The sequence below is a fragment of the Campylobacter estrildidarum genome (assembly GCF_005406205.1).
In the GTDB taxonomy this organism is placed as follows: Bacteria; Campylobacterota; Campylobacteria; order Campylobacterales; family Campylobacteraceae; genus Campylobacter_D; species Campylobacter_D estrildidarum.
Genome location: NZ_NXLZ01000001.1, coordinates 112,858 through 137,685, shown reverse-complemented (window position 1 = coordinate 137,685; position 24,828 = coordinate 112,858). Strand labels below are relative to the sequence as shown.

The following is a 24,828-nucleotide window of genomic DNA, read 5'->3' as shown; positions in this document are numbered from 1 at the left end:
TTAATGAAAATAGGTTTTTTATCCCATGCAGGAGCAAGTATATATCATTTTAGAATGCCGATTATCAAAGCCTTAATGGAGCAAAAATATGAGATTTTTATCATAGTCCCAAAAGATGAATACACACAAAAGCTTCAAGAGTTAAATTTAAATCTTATTATTTATGATTTTTCAAGATCCAGTTTAAATCCTTTTGTGGTTTTAAAAAATTTTTTTCATTTAAAAAATGTCTTAAAAAGTTTAAATTTAGATCTTATCCAATGTGCCGCACACAAAAGCAATACTTTTGGAATTATAGCTGCTAAATTAGCTAAAATTAAATGTATTTTTGGCTTAGTAGAAGGTCTTGGTTCTTTTTATATTGATAATAATTTAAAAAGCAAGATGGTAAGATGGAATATAAATTTATTGTATAAAATTTCTTTTAAGCTTGCAAATGGTTTCATTTTTGTTAATGAAAGCAACGCTTTTTTTATGAGAAATTTAGGACTTAAGCAAGAAAAAATTTTTATCATCAAATCAGTTGGTATCAATCTTAAAAAATTTTTTCCTATAAAAATAAATAACGAGTCAAAAAGAATTTTTTGGCAAAATTTAGATATAGAAAAAAAACCTATTGTTCTAATGATAGCAAGGGCTTTGTGGCACAAAGGGATTAAAGAATTTTATGAAAGTGCAGATTTGTTAAAAGAAAGAGCCAGTTTTGTTTTAGTTGGCGGAAGAGACGATAATCCTTCTTGTGCGAGTTTGGAATTTTTAAATTCAGGCTATGTGCATTATCTAGGATCAAGAAATGATATAGTGGAATTATTGCAAAATTGTGATATTTTTGTTCTACCAAGCTATAAAGAGGGGTTTCCTGTGAGTGTTTTAGAGGCTAAGGCTTGTGGCAAAGCTATTGTGGTAAGCGATTGCGAAGGATGTGTAGAGGCAATTTCAAACGCTTATGATGGGCTTTGGTTTCAAACGGGAGATGCTAAGGATTTGGCTGATAAAATTGAACTTTTATTAAACGATGAAAAGTTAAGGGATAATTTAGGCGCAAATGCAGCTAAAGATGCTTTACAATATGATGAAAATATTATAGCACAGCGTTATTTGGAAATTTATAAAAAGGCAATTGAAAATGTATAATCAGTTTTTGAAAAGAATTTTTGATTTTTATCTAGCTTTATTTTTGCTTGTATTGTTTTCACCAATTATTTTTATAACTGCCTTGCTTTTAAAACTAACTCAAGGAAGTGTTGTTTTTACTCAAGATAGACCAGGTTTAAATGAAAAAATTTTTAAAATTTATAAATTTAAAACAATGAGCGATGAAAGAGATGAAAATGGGGAACTTTTACCAGATGAAAAGCGTTTAAAGGCTTTTGGAAAACTTGTAAGATCTTTAAGTTTAGATGAACTTTTGCAACTTTTCAATGTTTTAAAAGGTGATATGAGTTTTGTTGGGCCTCGTCCTTTATTGGTGGAGTATTTGCCTCTTTATAATGAAAGACAAAAATTGCGTCATAGTGTTCGTCCAGGTATTACAGGATGGGCACAAATAAATGGTAGAAATGCGATTTCTTGGGAAAAGAAATTTGAACTTGATGTGTATTATGTAGAACACCTTTGTTTTTTATTTGATTTCAAAATTATGTTTTTAACGGCTTTAAAAGTTCTAAAAAGAAGTGGAGTGAGCAAAGAAGGACATGTTACAACAGAGAAATTCAATGGCAAGAACTGAAAAAATTTATATTTATGGTGCCGGCGGACATGGGCTAGTTTGTGAAGACGTTGCCTTAAGTTTAGGTTACAAGGAGTGTATTTTTTTAGATGATTTTAAAGCAAAGCCTTTTGATCCAAATTTAGAAAAATATGATTTTTTCATTGCCATAGGAAATAATCAATTAAGAAAAGATTTTTTTGAAAAAGTTTCTCAAAGCGGTTTTAAAATAGTCAATCTCATTCATCCAAGTGCGATCATTAGTCCTAGTGCCTTTATAGAAAAAGATGCTGGAATTTTAATTATGCCTTATGTTGTAGTCAATGCAAGAGTAAAAATTTCAAAAGGGGTTATTTTAAATACTTCAAGCGTGATCGAGCATGAATGCGAAATTGGAGAATTTTCACACATTAGTGTTGGGGCTAAGTGTGCAGGCAATGTAAAAATAGGAAAAAATTGTCTTTTAGGAATTAATTCTTGTGTTTTGCCAAATTTAAGCTTAGTCGATGATAGTATTTTAGGCGGAGGATCAACTTTGATTAAAAGCCAAAATGAAAAAGGTGTTTTTGCAGGAGTACCTGCAAAAAGGATGTAGATGAGAAAATTTCAAATAATATTAATAGATAGATAAAGTTTTTTTAAACTTTTATTTTTTTATAATGTAGAAAATAAAATATTTTAAATATATAGAAGATTTAAAAAGCGATAAAACAAGCTTTAAATTTTACAAAAAGAAATTCAATGTTTAATTCTTAGTAAATTATTTTAGATACAATGTATAGCATAATAAATCTCTTTATAAAGGATAAAAAATGAGATTTTTTCTTTCTCCTCCTCATATGAGTGGCAATGAATTAAAATATATTGAAGAAGTTTTTAAGAGCAATTATATTGCTCCTTTGGGTGAATTTGTCAATCGTTTTGAACAAAGTGTTAAAGAATATAGTAAAAGCGAGAATGCTTTAGCTCTTAATTCTGCCACTGCAGCTTTGCATTTAGCTTTGAGGGTTGCAGGAGTAGGACAAGATGACATAGTTTTAGCCTCATCCTTTACTTTTATAGCTTCAGTCGCACCTATTTGCTACCTTAAGGCCAAACCAGTTTTTATAGATTGTGATGAAACTTATAATCTTGATATTACACTTTTAAAGCGTGCTATCAAAGAGTGTGAAAAAAAACCAAAAGCTTTAATTTTAACTCATCTTTATGGAAATTCTGCAAAGATGGATGAGATTATGCAAATTTGTAATGAAAATAATATTATTTTAATCGAAGATGCGGCTGAAGCTTTGGGAAGCTTTTATAAAGAAAAAGCTTTAGGAACCTTTGGAGAATTTGGAGCTTATTCTTATAATGGTAATAAAATTATTACAACTTCGGGTGGCGGTATGCTTGTAGGTAAAGATGGAGCAAAGGTAGAAAAAGCGAGATTTTATAGTACTCAAGCAAGAGAAGATTGTTTGCATTATGAACATTTAGATTATGGATATAATTATCGCTTAAGCAATGTTTTAGGTGCTATTGGTTTAGCACAAATGGAAGTTTTAGAACAAAGGGTGCTTAAAAAAAGAGAAATTTATAATTGGTATAAAGAATTTTTAGGAGATAAATTAACTTTTTTAGATGAATTAAAAGATTCAAGAAGTAATCGTTGGTTAAGTACTGCTTTGATTGATTTTGATATTAAAGAGCTCAATTCATGCGAAAAAAATATAAATATTTCTCAAAAAAATATACCTTTACATCCTAAAATTTCTAAATTAATAGATGATTTAAAAAAAGAACAAATTGAAACTCGTCCGCTTTGGAAAGCTATGCATACTCAAGCAGTTTTTCAGGGTTGTAAAGCTTATGTCAATGGAAATAGTGAGCTATTTTTTGAAAAAGGAATATGTTTGCCAAGTGGAACAGCTATGGAGAAAAAAGATGTGAAAGAAATTTCAGAACTTATTCTTAAGAGTATAAAGGGATAATTATGGATTTTTATAAAAGTAGGAGATTGATCTTTTTTTTATGCTTTGATATTATTTTATTTTCTCTTTCTATATATTTAGCTTTTTCTTTGCGTTTTAGCGGAGATATTGCAAATATTTTCTATCAAGGTATGTTTAAAGCGGGAGTGATTTTACTTGTTTTAAAAATAGCTTTTTTGTTTATTTTTAGAATTTATAAAGTTGCTTGGAGATTTTTTTCCTTAAATGAAGCAAGAAAGATTTTCTTTGCTTTAGCTTTAGCTGAATTTTGTTTTTTGATAATCTTTTATTTTTTTAGCGATTTTTTTAATCCTTTTCCAAGAAGTGCAATAGGAATTGATTTTGTTATATCTTATATGTTTATTGGAACCTTAAGAATTAGCAAAAGGATGCTTGTGGATTTTAAATCTTCCAAAGCCGAGCGGGAAAATCCTTGTATCGTTATAGGAGCGACTTCTAAGGCTTTGCATTTATTAAAAGGTGCAAGAGAGGGGAGTTTAGGATTTTATCCTGTTGGGGTGATTGATGAGAGAAAAGAGCTTATAGGGACTTATTGTGACAAATTTATCGTTCAAGATAAAAGCAAAATCAAAGACTATGTTCAAGATGGTATTAAAACAGCTATTATTGCATTGAAGTTAGAGCAAGAATCTTTAAAAAAGCTTTTTGAAGAATTAATAGACTATGGCATTATAGATGTTAAAATATTTTCTTTTACTCAAAATAAAACTAGAGATATCAGTATAGAAGATCTTTTAGCTAGAAAGCCAAAAGATTTAGATGATGGCGCTGTAGCAGCATTTTTAAAAGATAAGGTTGTTTTAGTAAGCGGGGCAGGTGGAACTATAGGAAGTGAGCTTTGCAAACAATGTATTAAATTTGGTGCAAAACATCTTATAATGCTTGATCATAGCGAATTTAATCTTTATAAAATTAATGAAGAATTGCAAAATTTTAAAGATAAGATTACTCCTTTAATGATGAGCATTTTAGATCAAGATTCTATTGACAAGGCATTAAAAAAATATCAACCTGAGTTAATTTTACACGCTGCTGCTTATAAACATGTCCCACTTTGTGAGCAAAACCCTTATACTGCTGTAATTAATAATATAGTAGGAACAAAAATTTTAACCGATAGTGCTAAAACCAATGGTGTTAAGAAATTTGTGATGATCAGCACAGATAAAGCTGTGCGTCCAACAAGTGTTATGGGATGTACAAAAAGGGTTTGCGAGCTTTATACATTAAGTTCTTCAAGTTCTGATTTTGAAGTTGCCTGTGTGCGTTTTGGCAATGTATTAGGATCAAGTGGAAGTGTTATACCTAAATTTAGAGCTCAAATTGAGAAAGGTGAAGCTTTAACTTTGACACATCCTGATATCGTGCGTTATTTTATGCTTGTAAATGAGGCTGTGCAACTTGTCTTACAAGCTGGAGCTATTGCAAAAGGAGGAGAGCTTTTTGTATTGGATATGGGAAAACCTGTTAAGATTATAGATTTGGCTAAAAAAATGCTTTTGCTTTCAAATCGTCCCGATTTAGAAATTAAGATTGTAGGACTTAGAAAAGGGGAAAAGCTTTTTGAAGAGCTTTTAATCGATGAAAATGACGCTAAAACGAAGTATGAAAGTATTTTTGTAGTAAAAAATGAAAAAATTGATTTAGCTTTTTTAAATTCCCAAATTGAAATTCTTAAACAAAATAAAGATATAATTAAAGTTTTAAATGAAATCGTGCCTGAATTTAAGCACAATATCGAAGGTAATTAAATATGTTTATTAAAGATATACAAAAATTTGAAGATAATCGTTATAAAGCTAGAGCTTATATGACTTATATTTTAACAAGAAATTTACCCAATAAACTTCCTAATATTCACATCGAAAGTATACATGCTGCTTTGGATAAAATTGAACATGATATTTCGATTTTTGATGCTTTATATATACTTGATACTTCAGGAAAACAGATTGGAGATATTATTACTTTAAAAAAAGAATATGAAATTGGAGATGGGGAGGATAAGAGCTCAAAAGCTTATTTTTATAGAGCTGTTAATCTTAAGCGGTGTATTCTTAGCGATCCTTATCCTTCAAGCTTGAATAATGAATTGTGTGTAACTGCTTCAATGCCTATTTACGACGATAAGAATAATTTATTATTTGTAGTTTGTATTGATATTAGCTTGACAAATATTTTAAAAATGATAGAGTCTGGCTATTTTGAGACAGCTTTTATGCATTTTGGTCGCATAGTATATTTTTGTTTTGCGATAGTTTTATTTATCATCACTTGTTTTTTATTTCAAAAAGGCTTATCAAGTTTATTTTATTTTGAGAAAAGCGTTGAAATACAAATTATTTTTCAAAGTACTATAGCGATTACCTTAGCTTTGGCTATTTTTGATCTGACTAAAACTATTGTAGAAGAAGAAGTGTTAGGAAGAACTAAAAAGGAAGTAAATGGAATCCAAAAAACCATGGTGAGATTTTTAGGGTCTATTATTATTGCTTTAGCTATAGAAGCTTTGATGTTAGTTTTTAAACTCGTTTCAAGTGATTTATCACAAATGCTTTATGTATTTTATCTTATTGGAGGTATTAATCTTCTTTTAATAGGACTTAGTATTTATTTATTTACAGTAAAATATAAGAATAATTAAGGAAAAAAATGCTATAATTAATTTTTGGTAATTAAAAAAGTTTATAATAAAATAAAATTTTTGAAAGGACAAATTGTGAAATTGTTAGTTGTTGATGACAGTTCTACCATGAGAAGGATAATTAAGAATACCCTAACAAGACTCGGACATAATGATGTTCTTGAGGCTGAACATGGAGTTGAAGCTTGGGATTTACTTACTAAAAATGAAGATGTTCAAGTTTTGATTACTGATTGGAATATGCCAGAAATGAATGGTTTGGAACTTGTAAAAAAAGTTCGTGCTGAAAAAAAATATGAAGATATGCCTATCATTATGGTTACAACTGAGGGTGGAAAAGCCGAGGTAATTACAGCTTTAAAAGCAGGTGTTAATAATTACATTGTAAAGCCATTTACTCCTCAAGTGTTAAAAGAAAAGCTTGAAGATGTTTTAGGAACTGGGAGTGGAGAAATTCCTGCTGAATAGTTGCGTTAATTTTAAAAAATATTAAATGCAGAAATTTTATTATGAATTATTTTTTAAGGTAGATAAACAGTATAAAAATTTATTTCTCGATTTTATTTTTGATTTAGGAATAGAGGCAATAGAAGAAAAAAATAAAGGAATTTATATACGTTCAGATGAGAGTTTAGAAGAACTCTCTTGGGCTCTTGAGGTTTTTAATCAAAAACTGATGGAAAAATTTAATATAAAAGAAAATATCGTTTTTGATAAAACGATTGCAGAAAAAGAAAATAAAGATTGGATAGAAGAATATAAAAAAAATATTAAATCCGTTTTAATCGATAATGTTTATATTCATACGACTTGGGAAGAAGAAAAAAAAGGCTGTATAAATATAAAAATAAATCCCGCTTTAGCTTTTGGTTCGGGTCATCATGAAAGTACATATTCTTGCATAAAATTTTTACAAAAATTTGCAAAAAAAGATAAATTAGCTTTAGATTTAGGTTGTGGCAGCGGAATTTTAGGTATCACGATGTCAAAACTAGGATGCAAGGTTGAAATTTGTGATACCGATGAGTTGGCTATTTCGAGTTCCTTAGAAAATGCAAAATTAAATGATGTTTGTTTTAAAAATTCCTGGAAAGGTTCTATCGATAAGGCAAAACTTAATTACGATTTGATTGTAGCAAATATTATCGCAGATGTTATTTTGGTTTTAGAGAAAGATATTAAACAACATTTAAAAGAGAATGCTATACTTATATTATCTGGAATTTTAGATAAATATCAGATAAGAATTAAAGAAAAATTTCAAGATTTAGAGCTTATTGATGAATTAAAAATCAATGAATGGTGCTCTTTTGTATATAAAAATAAAAAGGAAAAGCAATGAATAATTCTTCAAACAATAAAGGCAATTCGCAGGGTAATAATAATTTCTTTAACAAGAATCCAATTTTTATTTTTGCAATTTTTGCCATTGTGATGATAGTTATTTTTAAAGGTTTATTTGATGGAAATACTTCTTTTAATGGGGTCCTAAGCGGAAGAGAAACCTATAAAAGTATTCCTTATTCTGAGCTCAAAAAGCTAATAGAAAGCGGTCAAATTAATCAAGTAAGTATAGGACAAACTACTATAAAAGCGGTATCAAGTATGCATAATACAGTTTATACAGCAAAAAAAGTAATTGATCCTGAGCTTGTAAGTTTACTCGATAGTAAAAATATTGCTTATGGGGCATATTCTGAAACAAATTGGTTTACAGATATTCTTTTTTCTTGGGTTTTGCCTGTTTTTATATTTTTTGGAATTTGGATGTTTTTAGCAAGTCGTATGCAAAAAAATATGGGTGGATCGATTTTGGGTATAGGAAGTTCTAAAAAATTAGTAAATTCTGAGAAGCCAAAAGTAAAATTTAATGATGTTGCAGGTGTAGAAGAAGCCAAAGAAGAAGTAAAAGAAATTGTCGATTTTTTAAAATATCCTGAAAGGTATATTAAACTTGGGGCTAAAATTCCGAAAGGATTGTTGTTAGTTGGACCTCCAGGAACTGGAAAAACTTTACTTGCTAAAGCGGTTGCTGGAGAAGCTGATGTTCCATTTTTTAGTGTTTCTGGATCTTCTTTTATAGAAATGTTTGTTGGAGTTGGCGCATCTCGCGTGAGGGATTTATTTGAAAACGCAAAAAAAGAAGCTCCTGCTATTGTGTTTATTGATGAGATTGATGCCATAGGTAAAAGCCGTGCGGCAAGTGGTATGATGGGTGGAAATGATGAAAGAGAACAAACCCTAAATCAACTCTTAGCGGAGATGGATGGTTTTGGAACAGAAAGTTCGCCTGTAATTGTTTTAGCAGCTACAAATCGTCCTGAAGTTTTAGATGCTGCACTTTTAAGACCAGGTAGATTTGATAGACAGGTATTAGTGGATAAGCCAGATTTTAAAGGTAGATGTGATATTTTAAAAGTACATATGAAAGATGTTAAGATTTCCTCTGAGGTAAAAGTTGAAGATATTGCAAGACTTACTGCTGGACTTGCTGGAGCTGATTTGGCAAATATAATTAATGAGGCTGCATTATTAGCAGGACGAGATTCTAAAAAACACGTGGAACAAAATGATCTTGTAGAAGCAGTTGAGAGAGCTATAGCAGGGCTTGAAAAGAAATCGCGTCGTATTAACGATAAAGAGAAAAAAATTGTTACTTATCATGAGTGCGGTCATGCTTTGATTGCCGAAACAACAAAAGGAGCCAAGCGTGTTAGTAAAGTATCTGTTATTCCTAGAGGTCTTGCAGCTCTTGGTTACACGCTCAATACACCTGAAGAGAATAAATTTTTAATGCAAAAACATGAATTAATTGCAGAAGTAGATGTTCTTTTAGGTGGTCGTGCAGCAGAAGAAGTTTTTATAGGTGAAATTTCTACAGGTGCAAGTAATGATTTAGAAAGAGCTACGGATATTATAAAAGCAATGATTTCTATGTATGGTATGAGTGAAATTGCTGGTTTAATGGTGCTTGAAAAACAAAGAAATACTTTTTTAAGTGGAGGACAAACTATAAAAGATTACTCTGAGAAAATGGCTGAATCTTTAGATGATTATGTGAAAAAAACTTTAGATGAACGCTATGAAGATGTAAAAAATACTCTTAATACCTACAAAGGTGCCATTGAGACTATGGTTACAGCGCTTTATGAGGAAGAAACTATAGAGGGTGTAAAAGTGCGTGAAATTATAAAAAATTTCGAGGATGAAAATAATCTTTCAAGTCGTTTGCAAGAAATTGATGAAAATAACAAAGAAGAATCTAAATGAAATATATCGCTAAAGAAGGTTATTTAAGTATAAGTTTAATTATAGGTTTGATTATAATTTTTTGGATATTAAATAGTTTTTCTTTTATACTTTTTTTTCTATTATTATTGTTTTTATTTATTTTTAGAAATCCAAATCGTAATCTAGATTGTAGTGACAATAAAGCTATTTTATCTCCTATAGATGGCAAAATTACTAAAATAGATAATATTTTTCATAAAGAACTAGGAGAAATTATAGAAATAAGCATTACTAATTCCTTTTATAATGTAGGAACTTTTTATGCTCCCTTTGCAATGAATATCAATGAGATTAAAATTAGGTACGGGCTTTTTTTAGATGATGAAATAGGAAAATTAAATTTTTTAAAAGAAAAAATTTATATAGATGCTACAACAAATTCATCTAAAATAATTTTGGAAATTTATGCCGGATCTTTAGGAAGAAAATTAAATCTTGGTTTTATTTCTCATGATTTAAAATCTGGAGATAAAATGGGTTTTTTGACAAATGGAATATTAAAATTAATTCTTCCAAAAAATATACGCATACAAGTAGGACTTGGAGATGAGGTGAGATCGGGATCTTTGTTGGGATATTTAATTTAAGGAGATTGTAATGAATACCAATAAGCCGCAGTTTGTTTATATTTTGCCAAATCTTTTTACAGCTGCTTCTGTTTTTTTAGGTGTGATTTCAATCATAAGTTCCATACAGGGTAATTTTTATAAAGCTCTAGTTTATATTATTTTTTCTTTAATTTGCGATGGACTTGATGGAAGAGTTGCTAGACTTACAAAAACCACTTCTAAATTCGGAGTAGAATTTGATTCTTTAGCTGATTTAGTAGCTTTTGGTGTTGCACCTGCTATGTTTTTTTATATGGCAATAGGATCTGAATACGGAAGATATGGTTCTTTGGTAGCAGCTTTTTTCGTAGTTTTTGGAGCAATACGCTTAGCAAGATTTAATGTTACAACAGGTACATATGAACCATCAGTTTTTATAGGACTACCTATACCAACAGCAGCTGTTGTAAGTGCTATTTGGACTTATAGTTACTATCATTATGATTTTTTAAAAATATATGGAGTTTATTTTTTAATCTTGCAAGCTGTTTTAGGCTTACTAATGGTAAGTAATATTCGTTATCCGAGTTTTAAGAAATTAGATTTTAATCGTTCAAGTGTTTTAAAAGTATTGATTATATTAATAATAATATTTTCTTTTTTATATCTTTATCCTCTTAGAAGTTTAATTACTTTAGCGAGTCTATATGTTCTTTATGGAATTATACGAGCTTTTTATACGATTATTTGTTCTAAATTTAAAAGAAATTAGGTATAAAAATTAGCAATGTTTTCACATTCTTCGTTGCTAAATCCAGCTTGTAATCTTGCATTGACATTGAGCTTTCTTCCAGCAAGAGAAAATTGATTGAATAATTTACAAATATCTAAAAAATTATATTGATTGTCGTTGGAGAATTTCCACCAATAATCTCCTTTTTTAACATGTTTGATTTCATCATGTAAAATAATGGCTAAAATTTCTTTCAATAAGGTTTTTGTAGGATGATTCGAGCTTTCTAATTTGGCTACTACAAAAGGATTTGCATCAAGACCTTTTGCTTCTAAACCACGATGAACTACCCCCATTCTAAAGTTCAAAGAATTTTGAGTCGCTTTTAGTGCAGCTTCTAAATTATCATGTACGCTAAAGTCTCCATATTTAAAACCAAGTTCTTTTAATACTGAATTTAAAAGCTTAAAATGTTTGATTTCTTCTTCAGCAACTTCCAACCAATCAATGTAAAATTGCTTTGGTAAATTTTTAAAACGATAACTTGCGTCTAAGGCTAAATTGATAGCACTAAATTCAATATGTGCTATAGAATGGATCATTTTAGCTAAAGAATGAGCGGAATTAACAAATTTTGGACGTCTGATTCTTGTTGGGTGAATGAATTTTAAATTAGAATTTATATTTTCTTTAAAAATACCGATTTGATCATGGTTAAAGACGATTTTTTTACTTTTGAAATTATCATAAAAATGAGAAAATTGATTAAATTTTTCTTCAATATTTTGTTCGTATAAAATTTTTTCTAGACTAGAAAAGAATTCTTGCTGCATTTTTATCCTAAGATTTTTATTTTTGATTATAATTAAAAAAAATAAATTTTTGTTATAATTTTCTTTTTGAAGATTTGGAAAGTGAAATGAAAAAGTTAAATGAAGAAGAAAAAAAAGTTATTTTATTAAAAGCGACTGAAGCTCCTTTTAGTGGAAAATATAATGATTTTTATGAAAAAGGAATTTATCTATGCAAACAATGTGGTTCTAAACTTTATAGATCGGAAGATAAATTTAAATCAGGATGCGGTTGGCCAAGCTTTGATGATGAAATTTTAGGATCTATAAAAAGAATTCCTGATCAAGATGGTATACGTACTGAAATTGTATGCGCAAATTGTGATGCTCATCTTGGTCATGTTTTTTTAGGGGAAGGTTTCACAAAGAAAAATGTTAGACATTGTGTAAATTCAATTTCTTTGGAGTTTGTAAAGGGTTAAAATGTTATCAGAATTGAGTTCTGAAATTTATTTAATGTTTTTTTCTAGCATAACCTTACTTGCTATTTTAAACCCATTTGGCAATTTAACGCAGTTTTTATCTATGAGTGATGGCCTGCCTTTAAATCTTAGAAAAAAATTATTTAGATATATACTTTATACAGCACTTATAATTATGCTTGTATTTTTATTTTTAGGTCCTTTGCTTATGAATTATATTTTTCGTATTTCTCTAGATGAGTTAAGGGTTTCTGGAGGATTGGTGTTAATGATTATGGCGATTAAGAATTTGCTTTTTTCTACAAAAATGATTATGAAAGATTTTAGTTTTTATCAAGAAATGAATGATAAAGAAATTTTACGCCAAAGCTTGATTCCTATGGCATTTCCTATGCTTGTTGGTCCAGGAGCTTTAGCAAGTGTGGTTGTTATATCTGAAGATTATGGCATAGATGTAGCTTTTGGAGGCATCATTATAGCTTTTATTTTTATGTTTGTACTTTTTCATTTTGCAGCAACTATTGAAAAAATAGTAGGAAAACTTATTTTGCATATTTTCTCTCGCATTGCTCAAGTGTTTATTGCAGCTATGGGTTTTAAGATGATTATAATTGGTTTTAATAATATTTTTAAATTAAATATAATATAACTGCGGTTTTTATTTTTCATAAATATATAAAAAAATTGGGAGGGGGGGGGGATTAAAATTATGTTTAATCAAAAAAATAATATTAAATTAATTGCAGAGCAGCTTGAAAAGAAATGTAATAGTCTTGAAGATATTTTAAGATCTATTAGTAATACTATGGCTGTAATTGAATCTAATGAAGATGGTATTATATTAGACGCAAATAGAAATTTTTTAGATACTATGAAATATTCTCTTAATGAAATCAAAGGTAAGCATCATAGTATGTTTTGTGATTTGGCGTATAGTAATTCTAAAGATTATCTTCAATTTTGGGAAGATTTAAGAGATGGTAAATTTCAATCAGATAAATATATAAGGTATGGTAAAAGTAATAAAAAGGTATATTTAGAAGCAAGTTATAATCCGGTAAGAAATGATGATGGAAAAATTTATAAGGTAATTAAATTTGCTACAGATATTAGTGAACAAGTAAAAAGAGATCAAGAAAAATTACGCCTTATTAGCGAGCTTGCAGAAGAGAATGATAAATTAACCCAAGAAGGCATAGTGTAATTGAAAATACTGTTTTAAATGTTCAAAATATTTCTAATATGATGTCACAAAATTCAAACCTTGTTTCATCTTTGAACCAGCAATCAGATGAAATTAAATCGATTATTCAAACAATTAGTGGATCAAACTAATTTACTCGCTTTAATAAATGCTGCTATAGAAGCTGCACGCGCAGAAGAACATGGACGAGGGTTTACTGTTGTGGCAGATGAGGTTAGAAATTTGGCTGAAAGAACGGAATGAAATTACTTCAACTATTAATTCTATTCGTAACATGACTTCTCAAGTTGTTGAAAGTATTAGAGATGGTTTAAAAGATGTAAGCTAAAGTGTTGAACTTGCAAAAGAAGCAAGAGAGTGTATGGAAAAAATTCGTAAAAGCTCTGCTGAAGTTACTAAAGCAATGTCATAAGTGCAGATTTACACTTATTGACTCTTAAATATCGTTAAATAAATTTTTAAATTCTTTAAATCCGCTCTTTTGATCACATTTTTCTTGTATTATGTCTAAAAATTGTTTTCTAGGAATATTTTTTGCACCCATAAAATCTAGATGTTTATTATAAATTTGACAATCTATAATAAAATCATAAGGTATTAACAATTCGCAAAGTTTTATCATAGCGATTTTAGAAACATTTTTTTTAAGACTAACCATACTTTCACCAAAGAAAACTTTTCCTATAATCAAGCCATAAATTCCACCTACAAATTCATTTTGATCGTAAAGCTCTAAAGTATGCACATATCCTTGTTTAAAAAGTTCATTATAAGCTTGTATAAAATCATCATCAATCCAACTTTGAAGACGTGCATTTTTGCAAGAAGCGATGAGTTTTAAAAAATCATAATCAAGCCTTATCTCATAAAGATTTAGAAATTTTTTCATATTTTTTTGTATATGAATTTCTTTAGGTTCTAATACACATCTAGGATCTGGACACCACCAAGTAACTGGGTTGCTTGTCCATGGAAAAAGCCCAAAACGATAAGCTTTTAAAATAAAATCTGCTTCTAATTTTGGACTTAAGAAAACAGGAGCGTCCTTAGGAGCTTTAAGAAGTTTAGAATATAAATTCGAGTTGTCCATTTTTTTTGAGTTTGATCTTAACTATTCCGCCTTTTTTAAGCTTTCCAAAAAGAATTTCATTGCTGATTTTTTCTCCAATTTCCTCGCAAATAATACGTTTGAGTAATCTTACGCCAAATTCTTTATTGTAAGCTTTTTTAGCTAGATAAATTTTAGTTTTTTCATCGGCAGTAATTTTAATATTTTTTAAATTTAAAGAAATTTCATCTAGTTCTTTTTGTACTATTTTTGATAATATTTCATCGTTTAAATCATTAAAATGCAGTATTTTATCTATTCTATTAATAAATTCAGGAGCAAAAAAATCTTTTATAGCTCGGTCGCTTTTAGTTTCGTTTTTGCTTAAAAAACCTAATTCATTGCTTTCTTTTAAGCCTAGGTTGGATGTCATTATAATAATAGTATTTTTAAAATCTATTTTAAGCCCACTATTATCCGTAAGTTCGGCGTTATCAAATATTTGCAAAAATGTATTGCTTAAATCAGGATGAGCCTTTTCTATTTCATCAAAAAGCACCAAGCTGAAAGGATTTTTCCGTATAGCATTACTTAAAAGACCGCCATTTTCATAGCCAACATAGCCAGCAGGAGAACCTATCAATTTGCTAAGAGCGTGTTTTTCAGCATATTCGCTCATATCAAAGCGTTCTAAATTAAGCCCTAAAAGTTCTGCTAAGGCTTTGCAAAGTTCTGTTTTTCCAACTCCACTAGAGCCTGTAAATAAAAATATTCCTCTTGGAGTATTAGAATTTTTAAATCCTGCAAAACTTTGTTTTAAGGTAGCTACTAATTTATCGATGATTTCATCTTGTCCAAAAATTTTTGTTTTTAGATTTTTATTTAAATTAATTAAAGCTTTATTCTGATCAAATTCAAACATTTTATGATGATGGGTCATCTTGGATAACACTTGCTCTAAATCTTTAATAGTTGCATTTTGTTTATTTTTCGGATTAAGTGCAAAAGAAGCCCCAAGTTCATCGATAAGATCTATAGCACTATCAGGTAAATATTTATCGTTAAAAAATTTTTTACCCCAAGCAACGGCTTGTTTTAAAATTTCATCATTTAATTTAATTTTGTGGAAATTTTCATATTTGGTTTTTAGTCCTTGTAAAATTTGAAAAGCTTCTTCTTGACTTGGTTCATCTACATTAATTTTGGCAAAGCGACGACTTAAAGGTTTATTTTTGTCAAAAGTATTTTTGTATTCCATATAAGTTGTGGCACCTATGCATTTTAAGCTACCATTACTGAGTGCAGGTTTTAATAAATTTGAAAAATCTGTATGCGATTCTCCAGTTGCACCTGCTCCAACTATAGTGTGAATTTCATCTATAAATAAAATTGCATTAGGAATTTTATTGAGTTCGTCTAAAATTTCTTTTATACGTTTTTCAAAATCTCCTCTGTATTTGGTTCCAGATAGTATTCCAGTCATATCTAAGCTAAAAATTTTAGCATTTTGTAAATTTTTAGGAACCTTTTTTTCTGTAATAGCAAGAGCAAGTCCTTCAATAATAGCTGTTTTACCAACTCCAGCTTCTCCGACTAAAATGGGATTGTTTTTTTTGCGACGAGATAAAATTTGCAATATTCTTTCAAGTTCAAATTTGCGACCAATTAATGGATCTATTTTTCCTTGTTCTGCTAAAAGCGTTAAATTGCTTGTATAAGATTTTAGAATTTCTGTTTGAGTATTTTGTTTAAGGTATTCCAATTTTTCTAAGCTAATGTCATATTTTTTTAACAAGTAGCTTGATATTGTTCTTTCATCATGTAAGAGTTTTTCTAAAAAATCGATAATTTTCATTTCATTATAGTTATTTGAAGCTAAAATTTCATCTAAAACAATAGAATTTACAGGAGTAATTTCTTGATTTATAACTTGATTATTTTTTGCTATATAGTTTTTAAGTTCATTTTCTAAAAGTTCCAAATCTTTTTCGGATAATTCTTTAAAAATTTCTTGAAAATCAGAACTAAGTTTTAATATAGCAAAAAGTAAATGTTCACAAGTTACGAATTCGTGTTTATTGATTAAACTTAAATGTTTAGCATTGTCTAGATATTTTTGTAAATTTTCTTGATATTTCATTCTTCTTCTACTCTAACTCTTAATGGAAAATTTGCTATTTTTGCTGCGTCAAAAACTTTTTTTTGCTTTGAGAGTGCTATTTCTTGAGTATAAATTCCGCATACTCCGCTACCATTTAAATGGACTTCAAGCATTATTTTACTTGCGGTTTCAAAATCGTGATAAAAAATATTCATTAAAACTTCTATTACAAAATCCATAGTTGTTACATCGTCATTTAAGAGTATAACTTTAAACATTTTTGGTTCTTGAAGTTTATTTTTTTCTAAAGTTTTAGTTTTTGGCATTATTTTTCTTTATAAATTCTATTTAAATCATTTTGGATTAACTCAGTTGGAATTTTTCCAAGATAAAAATTTGTAGGAGTATTATTGTTCCAATAATCACTAAGATTTTGATAAATTCCATTTTTCATAACAACTTTAAAAGGTAATTGTTCCATACTTTGGTAATTTATATCTTTTAAAATTTGAGCAATAATACGATTATTTTGAGAGCTATTGCTTAAAAAATAATAAGCTCCATAATCATTAGCAAATTTTTTTACAACATCATCACTAACATCTTCAAAATGTGTTAAACCTATGATAATAAATTTATTTGCATTATTTTTCCAAAGTTTACTAAGATTTAAAGCTTCTTCTTTGCAAGGGGCACAAAAAGTTCCAAAAAAATCAATCATCAAAACTTTATTTTCTTCTCCTTCAACGACAAATCCTTTATCTGTGCGAATGAGAGTTTTTGTTCCCCCATTGACACTATTTAAGATGATTTTATCTCCTTTATGGTATTCTTCAAACATATAATCATTTTGAATTTCTTCTTCGTGCGAACAAGCACTTATGAAAAAAATTATACTTGTGAAAAATAAAATTAAGATTTTTTTCATTTTAAAAATCCCCTGTTAATGTTTTTTAAAGCCGTCTTTGCTTCTAAATCGGCTTGTTTTTTCTTTAAGGTTTCGCGTTTATCGTGCAAATTTTTACCTTTAACCAAAGCTAAGGTCCCTTTAATTTTATTTTTTGCATTAAAATAAAGATCGAGCATAACAAGTGTATAACCTTCTATACTTACCTTTCCAAAAAGCTTATCGATTTGTTTTCTATGCATCAATAGTTTTCTAGCTCCTCTTTCTTCATGTTTATAAAAAGCATGGGTTGTGTTTAGTAGAGCGATATGAGCATTTAAAAGAAAAAGTTCTCCTTTGATGATACGAACAAAAGAATCCTTTAAATTCGCTCTTCCTGCACGCAATGCTACCACTTCGCTACCTTTAAGAACAATACCAGTTTCAAAACGTTCTATAATGCTATAGTTAAATAAAGCTTTTTTATTTCTAGCAATAATTTTCACCTATCAACCTTAAAAACACTACTTCCGCTTCCACTTAAAAAATAATTATTTTGTAAATAATTTGACATTTTAGGATATAAAGATACACAAGGAGTAAATAAATCATTAAGTTCTGTGTTTTTATATTCTTGAAGGAGTTCTTTGGTACTTAAATTTTCATATATTTTAGCTTGTTTAATATTAAGATTAAAATCACATTTTTTTTTATCAAACTCCTTATAAACTTTGCTTGTATTGCAAAAAATTTGTGGAAAAATCCAATTGATATTTGGAATTTCATCTTCAAAGACATTTATAATTTCTCCACAACCACTTACATTAGCAGACTTAAATCCACTTAAAAAAAAAGCAATATCACTTCCTAGCTTAGTGCTTAAAGCAATCAATTCTTGAATAGATAATTTTAAATTTAAAATTTCATTCATCATAACCAAAAAAGTAGCACAGTCGCTACTTCCTCCTCCAAGACCTGCCCCAGTTGGAATATTTTTTATGAGTTTTAAGCTTTTATTTTGAAACAATTCTTCAAGTTTTTTTTGGTAACCATAATCACATAATAAGCAATAAGCTTTTTTTATAATATTATCTTTGCAGCGAAAATCGCTAATGATCTCAAAACCTTCTTGAGTTTTTTCATCACTTAAGCAAAGCTCGTCATAAAATTCTTCAAGCAAGATAAAACGGGAGCTTAAAAGATGGTATTTTCGAGAATCTAAACCAATAAGTTTTAAAAAAATATTTGCCTTAGCGTATGCTTTCATCGGATTAATTTTTTACTTAAGTCATCCAGTCTTACGTCATTTTCTACAACAGAATGCAAATTTTCATTTTTAATTTGAGTCATTAATTCTTTTCTTAAAATCATCAATGACTTAGGCGCATCAATACCTATTTTTGCATAACCTTTTCCAGTTTGAACCACTTTAATTTCTATGCCTTCGCCGATAATAATACTTTCATTTTCTTTTCTTGATAATATTAACATTTTTCAACCTTATTTAAAAGATATTTTACCTTATTTTCCTTAATATTAATAATGCTAAAATATTTTTCATTTTCTATATAATAATTTCCACTATCTTGGTATTTAAGATCATCTAAGTTTAATTTAGAGCCATTTTCAAGTTTGCTTAAATCCCAAATAAAATTAGGTTTTAGATCAAGATATTCTAAAACATTTAATTTTTTTTCGTTATTGTAAACAAATTTTCCTTCTTTTATACGCTCTAATGAGCTTAAGGTAGCATTAATACCTAATTTTTTAGCAAAAAGCTCACAATAAGATCTAATATAAGCACCTTCACTCACACTCAATTCAAGTTTTAAAAAGGGGTGATTGTAGTGCAAAATTTTACAAGAAAAAATTTCCATTATGCAAGATTTTAATTTTACATTTTCTCCTTTTTTTGCAAACATATAAGCTCTTTGTCCATTAATTTTTTTAGCACTAAATTGAGGGGGAGTATAGCTAATAGAACCTAAAAGTTCATTTTTGATTTGTTCTAAGAATTCAAGACTGAAAGTATTAAGAATATTTATCTCTTGTATGTTTTTATTGTCAAGGCTTAAAGATTTTGCACCAAACCATAGGGTTGCTCGATAAATTTTTGGAGTTTTTTTTAAAAATTGAAAAAGTTTGGTGTATTGCCCAAAAGCGACTATTAGAACTCCTTTTGCAAAAGGATCAAGAGTTCCAGAGTATCCAGCTTTTTTAGTATTATATTTTTTTTTCAGTTGGTTTAAAAAATGATTAGAGCTTATTTCTGCGGGTTTAAAAGCAACAAAAATTCTATTCACACTACACCTTCTACAAAACTTGATAAAATGGTGCGTTCTATGCCGCCAAAATTGATCTTTAACCTTTCTTCTTTGCCATTTTTAATAACACCTGTAATTCTTCCTATACCAAAAATTTTATGTTTTACCAAATCTCCTTTTTGATAATTTGATGTATTTTTTTGAGAAATAAAATAAGGAGATTTATTTTGACTAAGTTTGCTTTCTTCTAAAAATCTACTAGGAAAAAGTTTAGTTCTTGATCCGCGATAAAATCTTGAGTTAGAAACGCTTAAATGAAGTTGCTTTTTTGCTCTTGTTATGGCAACATAAGCAAGGCGTCTTTCTTCTTCTATGTCTGAATTATCCACTGGAAAAAAACCTTCTTCAAGACCTATGATAAAAACATGATCAAATTCCAAACCTTTACTTGCGTGGATACTCATAATATAAACACAATTACCATCTAAATTATCTTGATCGCCTAAAAGCGAAATCTCATTTAAAAAATCATTCAATTTAAGATCTTCATCTTGTTTGATTTTATCATTAAGATTGGCATAAAATTCGCAAATATTAGCAACTCTATCTTCCGCATCGATTTGCTCTTTATAAAAATCTTTCAATTTAATTTTTTCTTCAAATTGACCAATAAGTTGTTTTAAATTTTTACATTCCAATAATTCATGGATAATGTGGATAAATTTTTGTATTTCACGATTTGTTTTTTTTGAGCTGATAATATTGGGATTGCATAATGCCTCAAAAAGAGAAATTTTTTCTTTTTTGGCATATTCTTCAAATTTTTTAACGCTGCTTTCTCCTATACTTCTTTTTGGACGATTGATAATGCGTTTTAGTGAAAAATCATCATTGGTATGAGCAAGAAAGCGTAAATAAGCGATTAAATCTTTAATTTCTAATCTTTCATAAAAACGCATACCGCTAAGCAATTTATAGGCAATTTTTTCACGCATGAAAGCTTCTTCGATAGCGCGCGAGAGTGCATTAACTCGAAACAAAATAGCGATTTCATTTGCAGGGGTATTGTTACTAAGCAATTCTTTGATTTTTTTACAGATGCTATTGCTTTCTTTTTTTTCATCATCACTATAAAGTAGTTTTATTTCTTCTCCGTGATCTTTAGTGCAAACTAAAGTTTTGCCTAATCTTTTTTTATTGTGTTCAATTAAGATATTTGCAGCATTTAAAATCGATCCCACGGAGCGATAATTTTGTTCTAATTTCACTAGTTTGACGTTATTAAATTGGCTTTGAAAATTTAAAATATTTTCTATTTTAGCGCCCCTCCATCCATAAATACTTTGATCATCATCTCCCACAACGCAAATATTTTCATGGGAGCTGCAAAGTTTTTTTAAAATTTTATACTGCAAAGTATTGGTATCTTGGTATTCGTCAACTGTGATATATTGATAAATATTGCTTTGAGTTTTGGCAAATTCTAAATCATTTTCCAAAATTTGATAGGATAAAAGTAATAAATCATCAAAATCAACAAAATTATATTTTACAAGATAATCTTGATATTTTTGATAATATTTCGCATAAATTTTATTTGAATTTTCTATAGTTTTTAAATCTTTTAAAATTTCATCAGGATTTTTAGCCATATTTTTACAAGTGGAGATAAAATGTAAAATAGTAGAGATATTTTCTTTGGAATCATCAACCATTTCTTTTAAAATTTTTTTTGCATCATCGCTATCTATAACAATAAAATCATTTTTTCGGTTAAGTTTTTCAATATGCATTCTTAAAAACATAAGTCCAAATTTATGAAAAGTGCATAATAAGGGATTAGCATTACTATTTATCAAAGATAGAGCACGTGATTTCATTACACTTGCAGCTTTATTGGTAAAAGTAAGAGTGAGTGTATTTGAAGGTGAAATTCCTACTTCTTTGATAAGATAAGCAAGGCGAGTCGTGATGGTTTTGGTTTTGCCACTACCTGCACCTGCTAAAATCAGCATAGCTCCATCAATATGAGAAGCTGCTTCTTTTTGACTGGGATTTAAATCTTTAAATAAATTCATTTTTTAAAAATATCTAAATTTTTTGGATTTTTAAAAAAAATATTTTTAGATTTTTGCAATTTTTCTTTTTCATTTTTACGTTTATAAAAGCTAAAATTAACAAAGATAACACTATTTTCTACTTGGATTTGAGTGATGGCTCCAAGATCAACTTTAACATAGCTGTCAAAATTATCAGGACCAAATCCAGCGTGAAATTGTATGAAATCTTTTTCCAATTCTATAGAGCTAAAAGTATATCCTCCCAAAACAAAAAGAGCATAAGGATTTTTTTTTACATCTAAATTAGGCGGCAAAATAGGATTAAAATCTACAAATTGTGTATTGGTTACTATAGAAAATTCTATATTATTTTGGATTAAATTTTGAAGTACTTTATAGCAGTTTTCTTGCATGAGTCTTATAAAATTTCCATTTTCTAAAATTTTCTCTATCATAATTTTATAGCTCCATAAATTCATCAATAATTTTTTCAATTTCAATTATACCAATTTTCCAAAAATCTTCACTTTCTATATCAAAACCAAACATTGATACGAGCTCTTTTGGACTTACGCTTCCGCCAAGTGAAAGCATTTTTATATAAAGTTCTTTAAAGTTTTGATTGCTTTTTCTTTTATAAAGTCCATAAAGTGTAAGTACTAAAAGTTGCGCATAAGCATAAGCATAACAATAAAATGGACTATGGATAAAATGTGGAATATAACTCCACCAAAGTGCATAATTTTTAGTCAAATTTACACTTTCTTTAAACATTTGTTGAGATTCTTCCATCCAAATTTTAGAGATTTCTTCAGTGCTCAATTCGTGCTTATGACTATGAACACGTCTTTCAAAGCAGGTAAAATTGATTTGTCTATAAAGAGTAGCAAAAATATCTTCAATTTTTGCCGCATAGAGTGCGATGAGTTCTTCTTTTTTGAGTTTATTTTTCACATAATCAAAAACTAGCATTTCAGCAAAAACCGAAGCGGTTTCTGCGGTTGTAAGTGGTGTATTTTGGTTTAAAAAAGATACATTGTAAGATAATTTTTGATGTATGGTATGTCCTAATTCGTGAGCAAGAGTAAAGAGATCTCTTCTTTTATTGGTATAGTTTAGCAAAATAAAAGGATGTGAATCTGGCGTAGCAGAATGCGAAAATGCTCCTCCTTGCTTTTTATCCTGAGGATATGCATCAATCCAACCCTTTTCAAAGGCTTCCTTAGCTATATCTCCGAAGATAGGCGAGAAATCGTAAAAAGCTTCTAAAATAATTTTTTTACTCTCGTTAAAACTAAAATTTGCTTCTTTGCCAATAGGAGCATAGCGATCATAATCTTTTAATTGGTTAAACCCTAAAATTTGTTTTTTTCTTTTGTAAAAACGAGATACAAGAGAAAAATTTTTTTGAGCCGTTTTTATAAGCGCATCAACACTTTGCTTGGAAATTTGATTGTTTAGATGCCTTGGTGTTTCTGCATCTTCATAACCACGTAATTTACAAATATTGCCAAGTTCTGTTTTAATCATATTAAATATAAATGTGAGTAGATTTATATTTTTACTTAAGGCTTTTGTAAATTTTTTAGCGGCTTTTTTTCTTATTTTTCTATCATTATCATATAATTTGCTTAAAATTTCCTCTTCGCTTAATTTTTGATCATCAAAAGACACCTTTAAAGAACTCATACTTTCATCAAAAAGCCTACTAAAGGCATGTGCTCCGGTATTAGACATATAGAGCATAATACGTTCTTCTTTTTGACTTAGATTATAAGTTTTATTCTTGAGTAAATTGGAAAGATAAAAACTATAATCTTGACAAAATGCTATAAATTCTTTCGCTTTTTCTTCGTTTATTTTGCAAAATTCAAGTTCAAAAAATAACAAATTTTCTTCTGCTTTTTGACATTCTTGTTCATATTTAGCATAAAAAGAACCCTTGCTTGTATCTTTAGCAAAACATAAATAAGCATAAGTCATAATTTTAGAAAGGTTTAAATTTAAATTTTCATACATTTTAAGAGCATTTAAAAATTCATCTTGATTTAATAGTTCTAGTTTATTTTCATATTTTTTTTTGAATATTTCTGTTTCGTATATACATTGAGATGTTTGATTTTCTAATTCTTTTTCGCTTTGAAAAAGTATGCTAAGATCCCATTGAGTCATTATTTTTCCTTAGTTTTCTAAAATGAGTTTTTTTAAAACAGCCATTCTAATTGCGACACCGTTTTTGACTTGCTTTAAAATTAAAGCTCTTTGGTCTTTCATAACTTCATCGCTAATATCGATATTTCTATTAACTGGACCTGGATGAAGTAAAATAAGTTTTTTATCTTGTATGAGTTTGGAATTAATACAAAAATCATTAGCGTAATCTTTTAAAGAAGCATAAATCATTTTTTCATGTCTTTCAACTTGAGTTCTTAGACTCATAATAATATCTGTATTTTCAATTAATTCTTTGTTTAAGTGATAGGATTTGCGTAGTGAAGAATTTGGCATAAAATGAGGCGGAGCAACCAAAGTTATATCGAGTCCAAATTGACTAAGAAGTTCGATATTTGAAGAAGCTACGCGAGAATTTTTAATATCTCCAACGATTAAAATTTTTTTACCTTCAGTATTTCCTTGAAAGTGTTCATAAATTGTAAAAAGATCAAGTAAGGCTTGAGTGGGATGAGAGTGTTTACCATCTCCACCATTTACAACTGGACAATGCATACGCGAAGCTAAAATTTGTGGTACGCCAGAATTTGCGTGTCTTATAATAATAGCATTTGGACTCATAGCATCTAAATTTGCAGCTGTATCGTAAAGTGTTTCTCCTTTACTCGAGCTTGACTTTGAAACATCTAAACGCAACACTTTTGCTCCAAGTCTTTTTGCGGCAGTTTCAAAAGATGAATGGGTTCGAGTTGAATTTTCAAAAAAAATAGTTGTGATGCTTTTTTCTTTAAGAAAATCTCTAGGTTTTTCGTCTAAAAATTCTTTAGCTTCCTTGAAAAGCTCTATGATTTCATTTTTGTGAAAATCTTTTGTTGTAATAAGATGTCTCATTATTTTTCCAT

Annotated in this window: 27 protein-coding genes and 1 pseudogene; 15 read left to right on the top strand and 13 right to left on the bottom strand. The window is 28.8% G+C overall.

Going from position 1 to position 24,828, the window contains the following annotated elements:
* The first annotated feature begins 3 nt into the window (after nucleotides 1-3).
* The 11 genes from CQA69_RS00675 (at nucleotide 4) to pssA (ending at nucleotide 10,957) form a co-directional block, all read left to right on the top strand.
* Nucleotides 4-1,134, top strand: coding sequence for a glycosyltransferase family 4 protein (locus CQA69_RS00675; protein ID WP_137619918.1), 1,131 nt, complete (start codon nucleotides 4-6; stop codon nucleotides 1,132-1,134).
* Nucleotides 1,127-1,729 carry an undecaprenyl phosphate N,N'-diacetylbacillosamine 1-phosphate transferase gene (pglC, locus tag CQA69_RS00670; protein ID WP_137619917.1) on the top strand — a complete coding sequence of 201 codons (603 nt, stop codon included), beginning with the start codon at nucleotides 1,127-1,129 and terminating at the stop codon, nucleotides 1,727-1,729. The genes CQA69_RS00675 and pglC overlap by 8 nt, the downstream gene beginning before the upstream one ends.
* Nucleotides 1,716-2,303 (top strand): UDP-N-acetylbacillosamine N-acetyltransferase, encoded by a 588-nt coding sequence (gene pglD, locus CQA69_RS00665; RefSeq protein WP_137619916.1) that lies wholly within the window; start codon nucleotides 1,716-1,718, stop codon nucleotides 2,301-2,303. Before pglC ends, pglD begins: the two co-directional genes overlap by 14 nt.
* Nucleotides 2,304-2,520: 217 nt before the next feature.
* Nucleotides 2,521-3,681 carry a UDP-N-acetylbacillosamine transaminase gene (pglE, locus tag CQA69_RS00660; RefSeq protein ID WP_137619915.1) on the top strand — a complete coding sequence of 387 codons (1,161 nt, stop codon included), beginning with the start codon at nucleotides 2,521-2,523 and terminating at the stop codon, nucleotides 3,679-3,681.
* Nucleotides 3,682-3,683: 2 nt separating this feature from the next.
* Nucleotides 3,684-5,453, top strand: a complete 1,770-nt coding sequence (pglF, locus tag CQA69_RS00655; RefSeq protein WP_137619914.1) for a UDP-N-acetylglucosamine 4,6-dehydratase (configuration-retaining) — start codon at nucleotides 3,684-3,686, stop codon at nucleotides 5,451-5,453.
* A 2-nt stretch (nucleotides 5,454-5,455) separates the two neighbouring features.
* Complete coding sequence (locus CQA69_RS00650; protein WP_137619913.1) at nucleotides 5,456-6,346, top strand: PDC sensor domain-containing protein; 891 nt, start codon at nucleotides 5,456-5,458, stop codon at nucleotides 6,344-6,346.
* A 75-nt stretch (nucleotides 6,347-6,421) separates the two neighbouring features.
* Nucleotides 6,422-6,814 carry a chemotaxis response regulator CheY gene (locus CQA69_RS00645; protein ID WP_137619912.1) on the top strand — a complete coding sequence of 131 codons (393 nt, stop codon included), beginning with the start codon at nucleotides 6,422-6,424 and terminating at the stop codon, nucleotides 6,812-6,814.
* A 25-nt stretch (nucleotides 6,815-6,839) separates the two neighbouring features.
* Entirely contained in the window at nucleotides 6,840-7,688 is an 849-nt protein-coding gene (locus CQA69_RS00640; RefSeq protein ID WP_137619911.1) for a 50S ribosomal protein L11 methyltransferase, read from the top strand.
* Nucleotides 7,685-9,616, top strand: coding sequence for an ATP-dependent zinc metalloprotease FtsH (ftsH, locus tag CQA69_RS00635; protein WP_137619910.1), 1,932 nt, complete (start codon nucleotides 7,685-7,687; stop codon nucleotides 9,614-9,616). The genes CQA69_RS00640 and ftsH overlap by 4 nt, the downstream gene beginning before the upstream one ends.
* Nucleotides 9,613-10,224: a phosphatidylserine decarboxylase gene (locus CQA69_RS00630; RefSeq protein WP_137619909.1), complete on the top strand. Its 612-nt coding sequence runs from the start codon at nucleotides 9,613-9,615 to the stop codon at nucleotides 10,222-10,224. Before ftsH ends, CQA69_RS00630 begins: the two co-directional genes overlap by 4 nt.
* A 10-nt stretch (nucleotides 10,225-10,234) precedes the next feature.
* Nucleotides 10,235-10,957 carry a CDP-diacylglycerol--serine O-phosphatidyltransferase gene (gene pssA / locus CQA69_RS00625; RefSeq protein WP_137619908.1) on the top strand — a complete coding sequence of 241 codons (723 nt, stop codon included), beginning with the start codon at nucleotides 10,235-10,237 and terminating at the stop codon, nucleotides 10,955-10,957.
* Here the strand turns inward: pssA and CQA69_RS00620 are convergent.
* Nucleotides 10,954-11,751: a ferritin-like domain-containing protein gene (locus CQA69_RS00620; protein WP_137619907.1), complete on the bottom strand. Its 798-nt coding sequence runs from the start codon at nucleotides 11,749-11,751 to the stop codon at nucleotides 10,954-10,956. The two genes, pssA and CQA69_RS00620, sit on opposite strands and share 4 nt — an antisense overlap.
* Before the next feature lie 86 nt (nucleotides 11,752-11,837).
* Between CQA69_RS00620 and CQA69_RS00615 the strand changes: the two genes are divergently transcribed.
* From CQA69_RS00615 to CQA69_RS09345, 4 genes and pseudogenes are all read left to right on the top strand, one after another.
* Complete coding sequence (locus CQA69_RS00615; protein WP_137619906.1) at nucleotides 11,838-12,191, top strand: methionine-R-sulfoxide reductase; 354 nt, start codon at nucleotides 11,838-11,840, stop codon at nucleotides 12,189-12,191.
* 13 nt (nucleotides 12,192-12,204) lie between these two features.
* A complete protein-coding gene (locus tag CQA69_RS00610) occupies nucleotides 12,205-12,840 on the top strand; it encodes a MarC family protein (RefSeq protein ID WP_137620029.1) in 636 nt (211 codons plus the stop codon).
* A 60-nt stretch (nucleotides 12,841-12,900) separates the two neighbouring features.
* The gene (locus CQA69_RS09350) at nucleotides 12,901-13,395 is read left to right on the top strand and encodes a PAS domain-containing protein (protein ID WP_407924060.1); all 495 of its coding nucleotides are present in this window, start codon (nucleotides 12,901-12,903) and stop codon (nucleotides 13,393-13,395) included.
* Between the two features lie 80 nt (nucleotides 13,396-13,475).
* Nucleotides 13,476-13,639, top strand: a pseudogene (locus tag CQA69_RS09345) (methyl-accepting chemotaxis protein); the annotation flags it as partial.
* Nucleotides 13,640-13,831: 192 nt separating this feature from the next.
* Here CQA69_RS09345 and aat read toward each other — a convergent pair.
* The 12 genes from aat to CQA69_RS00545 are packed head-to-tail and all read right to left on the bottom strand — an operon-like array spanning nucleotide 13,832 to nucleotide 24,817.
* The gene (gene aat, locus CQA69_RS00600; RefSeq protein WP_137619905.1) at nucleotides 13,832-14,485 is read right to left on the bottom strand and encodes a leucyl/phenylalanyl-tRNA--protein transferase; all 654 of its coding nucleotides are present in this window, start codon (nucleotides 14,483-14,485) and stop codon (nucleotides 13,832-13,834) included.
* Nucleotides 14,460-16,583 carry an AAA family ATPase gene (locus CQA69_RS00595; protein ID WP_137619904.1) on the bottom strand — a complete coding sequence of 708 codons (2,124 nt, stop codon included), beginning with the start codon at nucleotides 16,581-16,583 and terminating at the stop codon, nucleotides 14,460-14,462. Before CQA69_RS00595 ends, aat begins: the two co-directional genes overlap by 26 nt.
* Nucleotides 16,580-16,870, bottom strand: coding sequence for an ATP-dependent Clp protease adaptor ClpS (locus tag CQA69_RS00590; protein WP_137619903.1), 291 nt, complete (start codon nucleotides 16,868-16,870; stop codon nucleotides 16,580-16,582). The genes CQA69_RS00595 and CQA69_RS00590 overlap by 4 nt, the downstream gene beginning before the upstream one ends.
* Nucleotides 16,870-17,472, bottom strand: coding sequence for a TlpA disulfide reductase family protein (locus tag CQA69_RS00585; RefSeq protein WP_137619902.1), 603 nt, complete (start codon nucleotides 17,470-17,472; stop codon nucleotides 16,870-16,872). The genes CQA69_RS00590 and CQA69_RS00585 overlap by 1 nt, the downstream gene beginning before the upstream one ends.
* Nucleotides 17,469-17,936 (bottom strand): SsrA-binding protein SmpB, encoded by a 468-nt coding sequence (gene smpB / locus CQA69_RS00580; protein WP_137619901.1) that lies wholly within the window; start codon nucleotides 17,934-17,936, stop codon nucleotides 17,469-17,471. Before smpB ends, CQA69_RS00585 begins: the two co-directional genes overlap by 4 nt.
* Nucleotides 17,933-18,697 (bottom strand): 4-(cytidine 5'-diphospho)-2-C-methyl-D-erythritol kinase, encoded by a 765-nt coding sequence (locus tag CQA69_RS00575; protein WP_137619900.1) that lies wholly within the window; start codon nucleotides 18,695-18,697, stop codon nucleotides 17,933-17,935. The genes smpB and CQA69_RS00575 overlap by 4 nt, the downstream gene beginning before the upstream one ends.
* Nucleotides 18,694-18,921: a carbon storage regulator CsrA gene (gene csrA / locus CQA69_RS00570; protein WP_137619899.1), complete on the bottom strand. Its 228-nt coding sequence runs from the start codon at nucleotides 18,919-18,921 to the stop codon at nucleotides 18,694-18,696. Before csrA ends, CQA69_RS00575 begins: the two co-directional genes overlap by 4 nt.
* Nucleotides 18,915-19,733 (bottom strand): tRNA pseudouridine(55) synthase TruB, encoded by an 819-nt coding sequence (gene truB / locus CQA69_RS00565; RefSeq protein ID WP_137619898.1) that lies wholly within the window; start codon nucleotides 19,731-19,733, stop codon nucleotides 18,915-18,917. Before truB ends, csrA begins: the two co-directional genes overlap by 7 nt.
* Nucleotides 19,730-21,772 (bottom strand): ATP-dependent helicase, encoded by a 2,043-nt coding sequence (locus CQA69_RS00560; protein ID WP_137619897.1) that lies wholly within the window; start codon nucleotides 21,770-21,772, stop codon nucleotides 19,730-19,732. The genes truB and CQA69_RS00560 overlap by 4 nt, the downstream gene beginning before the upstream one ends.
* The gene (locus tag CQA69_RS00555) at nucleotides 21,769-22,209 is read right to left on the bottom strand and encodes a hypothetical protein (RefSeq protein ID WP_137619896.1); all 441 of its coding nucleotides are present in this window, start codon (nucleotides 22,207-22,209) and stop codon (nucleotides 21,769-21,771) included. Before CQA69_RS00555 ends, CQA69_RS00560 begins: the two co-directional genes overlap by 4 nt.
* A 4-nt stretch (nucleotides 22,210-22,213) precedes the next feature.
* Complete coding sequence (locus CQA69_RS00550) at nucleotides 22,214-23,926, bottom strand: M3 family oligoendopeptidase (protein ID WP_137619895.1); 1,713 nt, start codon at nucleotides 23,924-23,926, stop codon at nucleotides 22,214-22,216.
* Between the two features lie 9 nt (nucleotides 23,927-23,935).
* Nucleotides 23,936-24,817 carry an aspartate carbamoyltransferase catalytic subunit gene (locus CQA69_RS00545; RefSeq protein WP_137619894.1) on the bottom strand — a complete coding sequence of 294 codons (882 nt, stop codon included), beginning with the start codon at nucleotides 24,815-24,817 and terminating at the stop codon, nucleotides 23,936-23,938.
* Between the last annotated feature and the right edge of the window lie 11 nt (nucleotides 24,818-24,828).

What these genes read in the sequence shown, in the direction of transcription:
- CQA69_RS00545 (WP_137619894.1), bottom strand. Translation starts at nt 24,817, where the DNA reads ATGAGACATCTTATTACAACAAAAGATTTTCACAAAAATGAAATCATA.
- CQA69_RS00620 (WP_137619907.1), bottom strand. Translation starts at nt 11,751, where the DNA reads ATGCAGCAAGAATTCTTTTCTAGTCTAGAAAAAATTTTATACGAACAA.
- CQA69_RS00640 (WP_137619911.1), top strand. Translation starts at nt 6,840, where the DNA reads ATGCAGAAATTTTATTATGAATTATTTTTTAAGGTAGATAAACAGTAT.
- pglD (WP_137619916.1), top strand. Translation starts at nt 1,716, where the DNA reads ATGGCAAGAACTGAAAAAATTTATATTTATGGTGCCGGCGGACATGGG.
- CQA69_RS00560 (WP_137619897.1), bottom strand. Translation starts at nt 21,772, where the DNA reads ATGAATTTATTTAAAGATTTAAATCCCAGTCAAAAAGAAGCAGCTTCT.
- CQA69_RS00615 (WP_137619906.1), top strand. Translation starts at nt 11,838, where the DNA reads ATGAAAAAGTTAAATGAAGAAGAAAAAAAAGTTATTTTATTAAAAGCG.
- ftsH (WP_137619910.1), top strand. Translation starts at nt 7,685, where the DNA reads ATGAATAATTCTTCAAACAATAAAGGCAATTCGCAGGGTAATAATAAT.
- pssA (WP_137619908.1), top strand. Translation starts at nt 10,235, where the DNA reads ATGAATACCAATAAGCCGCAGTTTGTTTATATTTTGCCAAATCTTTTT.
- CQA69_RS00590 (WP_137619903.1), bottom strand. Translation starts at nt 16,870, where the DNA reads ATGCCAAAAACTAAAACTTTAGAAAAAAATAAACTTCAAGAACCAAAA.
- CQA69_RS00555 (WP_137619896.1), bottom strand. Translation starts at nt 22,209, where the DNA reads ATGATAGAGAAAATTTTAGAAAATGGAAATTTTATAAGACTCATGCAA.
- csrA (WP_137619899.1), bottom strand. Translation starts at nt 18,921, where the DNA reads ATGTTAATATTATCAAGAAAAGAAAATGAAAGTATTATTATCGGCGAA.
- CQA69_RS00575 (WP_137619900.1), bottom strand. Translation starts at nt 18,697, where the DNA reads ATGAAAGCATACGCTAAGGCAAATATTTTTTTAAAACTTATTGGTTTA.
- pglF (WP_137619914.1), top strand. Translation starts at nt 3,684, where the DNA reads ATGGATTTTTATAAAAGTAGGAGATTGATCTTTTTTTTATGCTTTGAT.
- CQA69_RS09350 (WP_407924060.1), top strand. Translation starts at nt 12,901, where the DNA reads ATGTTTAATCAAAAAAATAATATTAAATTAATTGCAGAGCAGCTTGAA.
- CQA69_RS00650 (WP_137619913.1), top strand. Translation starts at nt 5,456, where the DNA reads ATGTTTATTAAAGATATACAAAAATTTGAAGATAATCGTTATAAAGCT.
- aat (WP_137619905.1), bottom strand. Translation starts at nt 14,485, where the DNA reads ATGGACAACTCGAATTTATATTCTAAACTTCTTAAAGCTCCTAAGGAC.
- CQA69_RS00585 (WP_137619902.1), bottom strand. Translation starts at nt 17,472, where the DNA reads ATGAAAAAAATCTTAATTTTATTTTTCACAAGTATAATTTTTTTCATA.
- CQA69_RS00550 (WP_137619895.1), bottom strand. Translation starts at nt 23,926, where the DNA reads ATGACTCAATGGGATCTTAGCATACTTTTTCAAAGCGAAAAAGAATTA.
- CQA69_RS00595 (WP_137619904.1), bottom strand. Translation starts at nt 16,583, where the DNA reads ATGAAATATCAAGAAAATTTACAAAAATATCTAGACAATGCTAAACAT.
- pglE (WP_137619915.1), top strand. Translation starts at nt 2,521, where the DNA reads ATGAGATTTTTTCTTTCTCCTCCTCATATGAGTGGCAATGAATTAAAA.
- CQA69_RS00630 (WP_137619909.1), top strand. Translation starts at nt 9,613, where the DNA reads ATGAAATATATCGCTAAAGAAGGTTATTTAAGTATAAGTTTAATTATA.
- pglC (WP_137619917.1), top strand. Translation starts at nt 1,127, where the DNA reads ATGTATAATCAGTTTTTGAAAAGAATTTTTGATTTTTATCTAGCTTTA.
- CQA69_RS00675 (WP_137619918.1), top strand. Translation starts at nt 4, where the DNA reads ATGAAAATAGGTTTTTTATCCCATGCAGGAGCAAGTATATATCATTTT.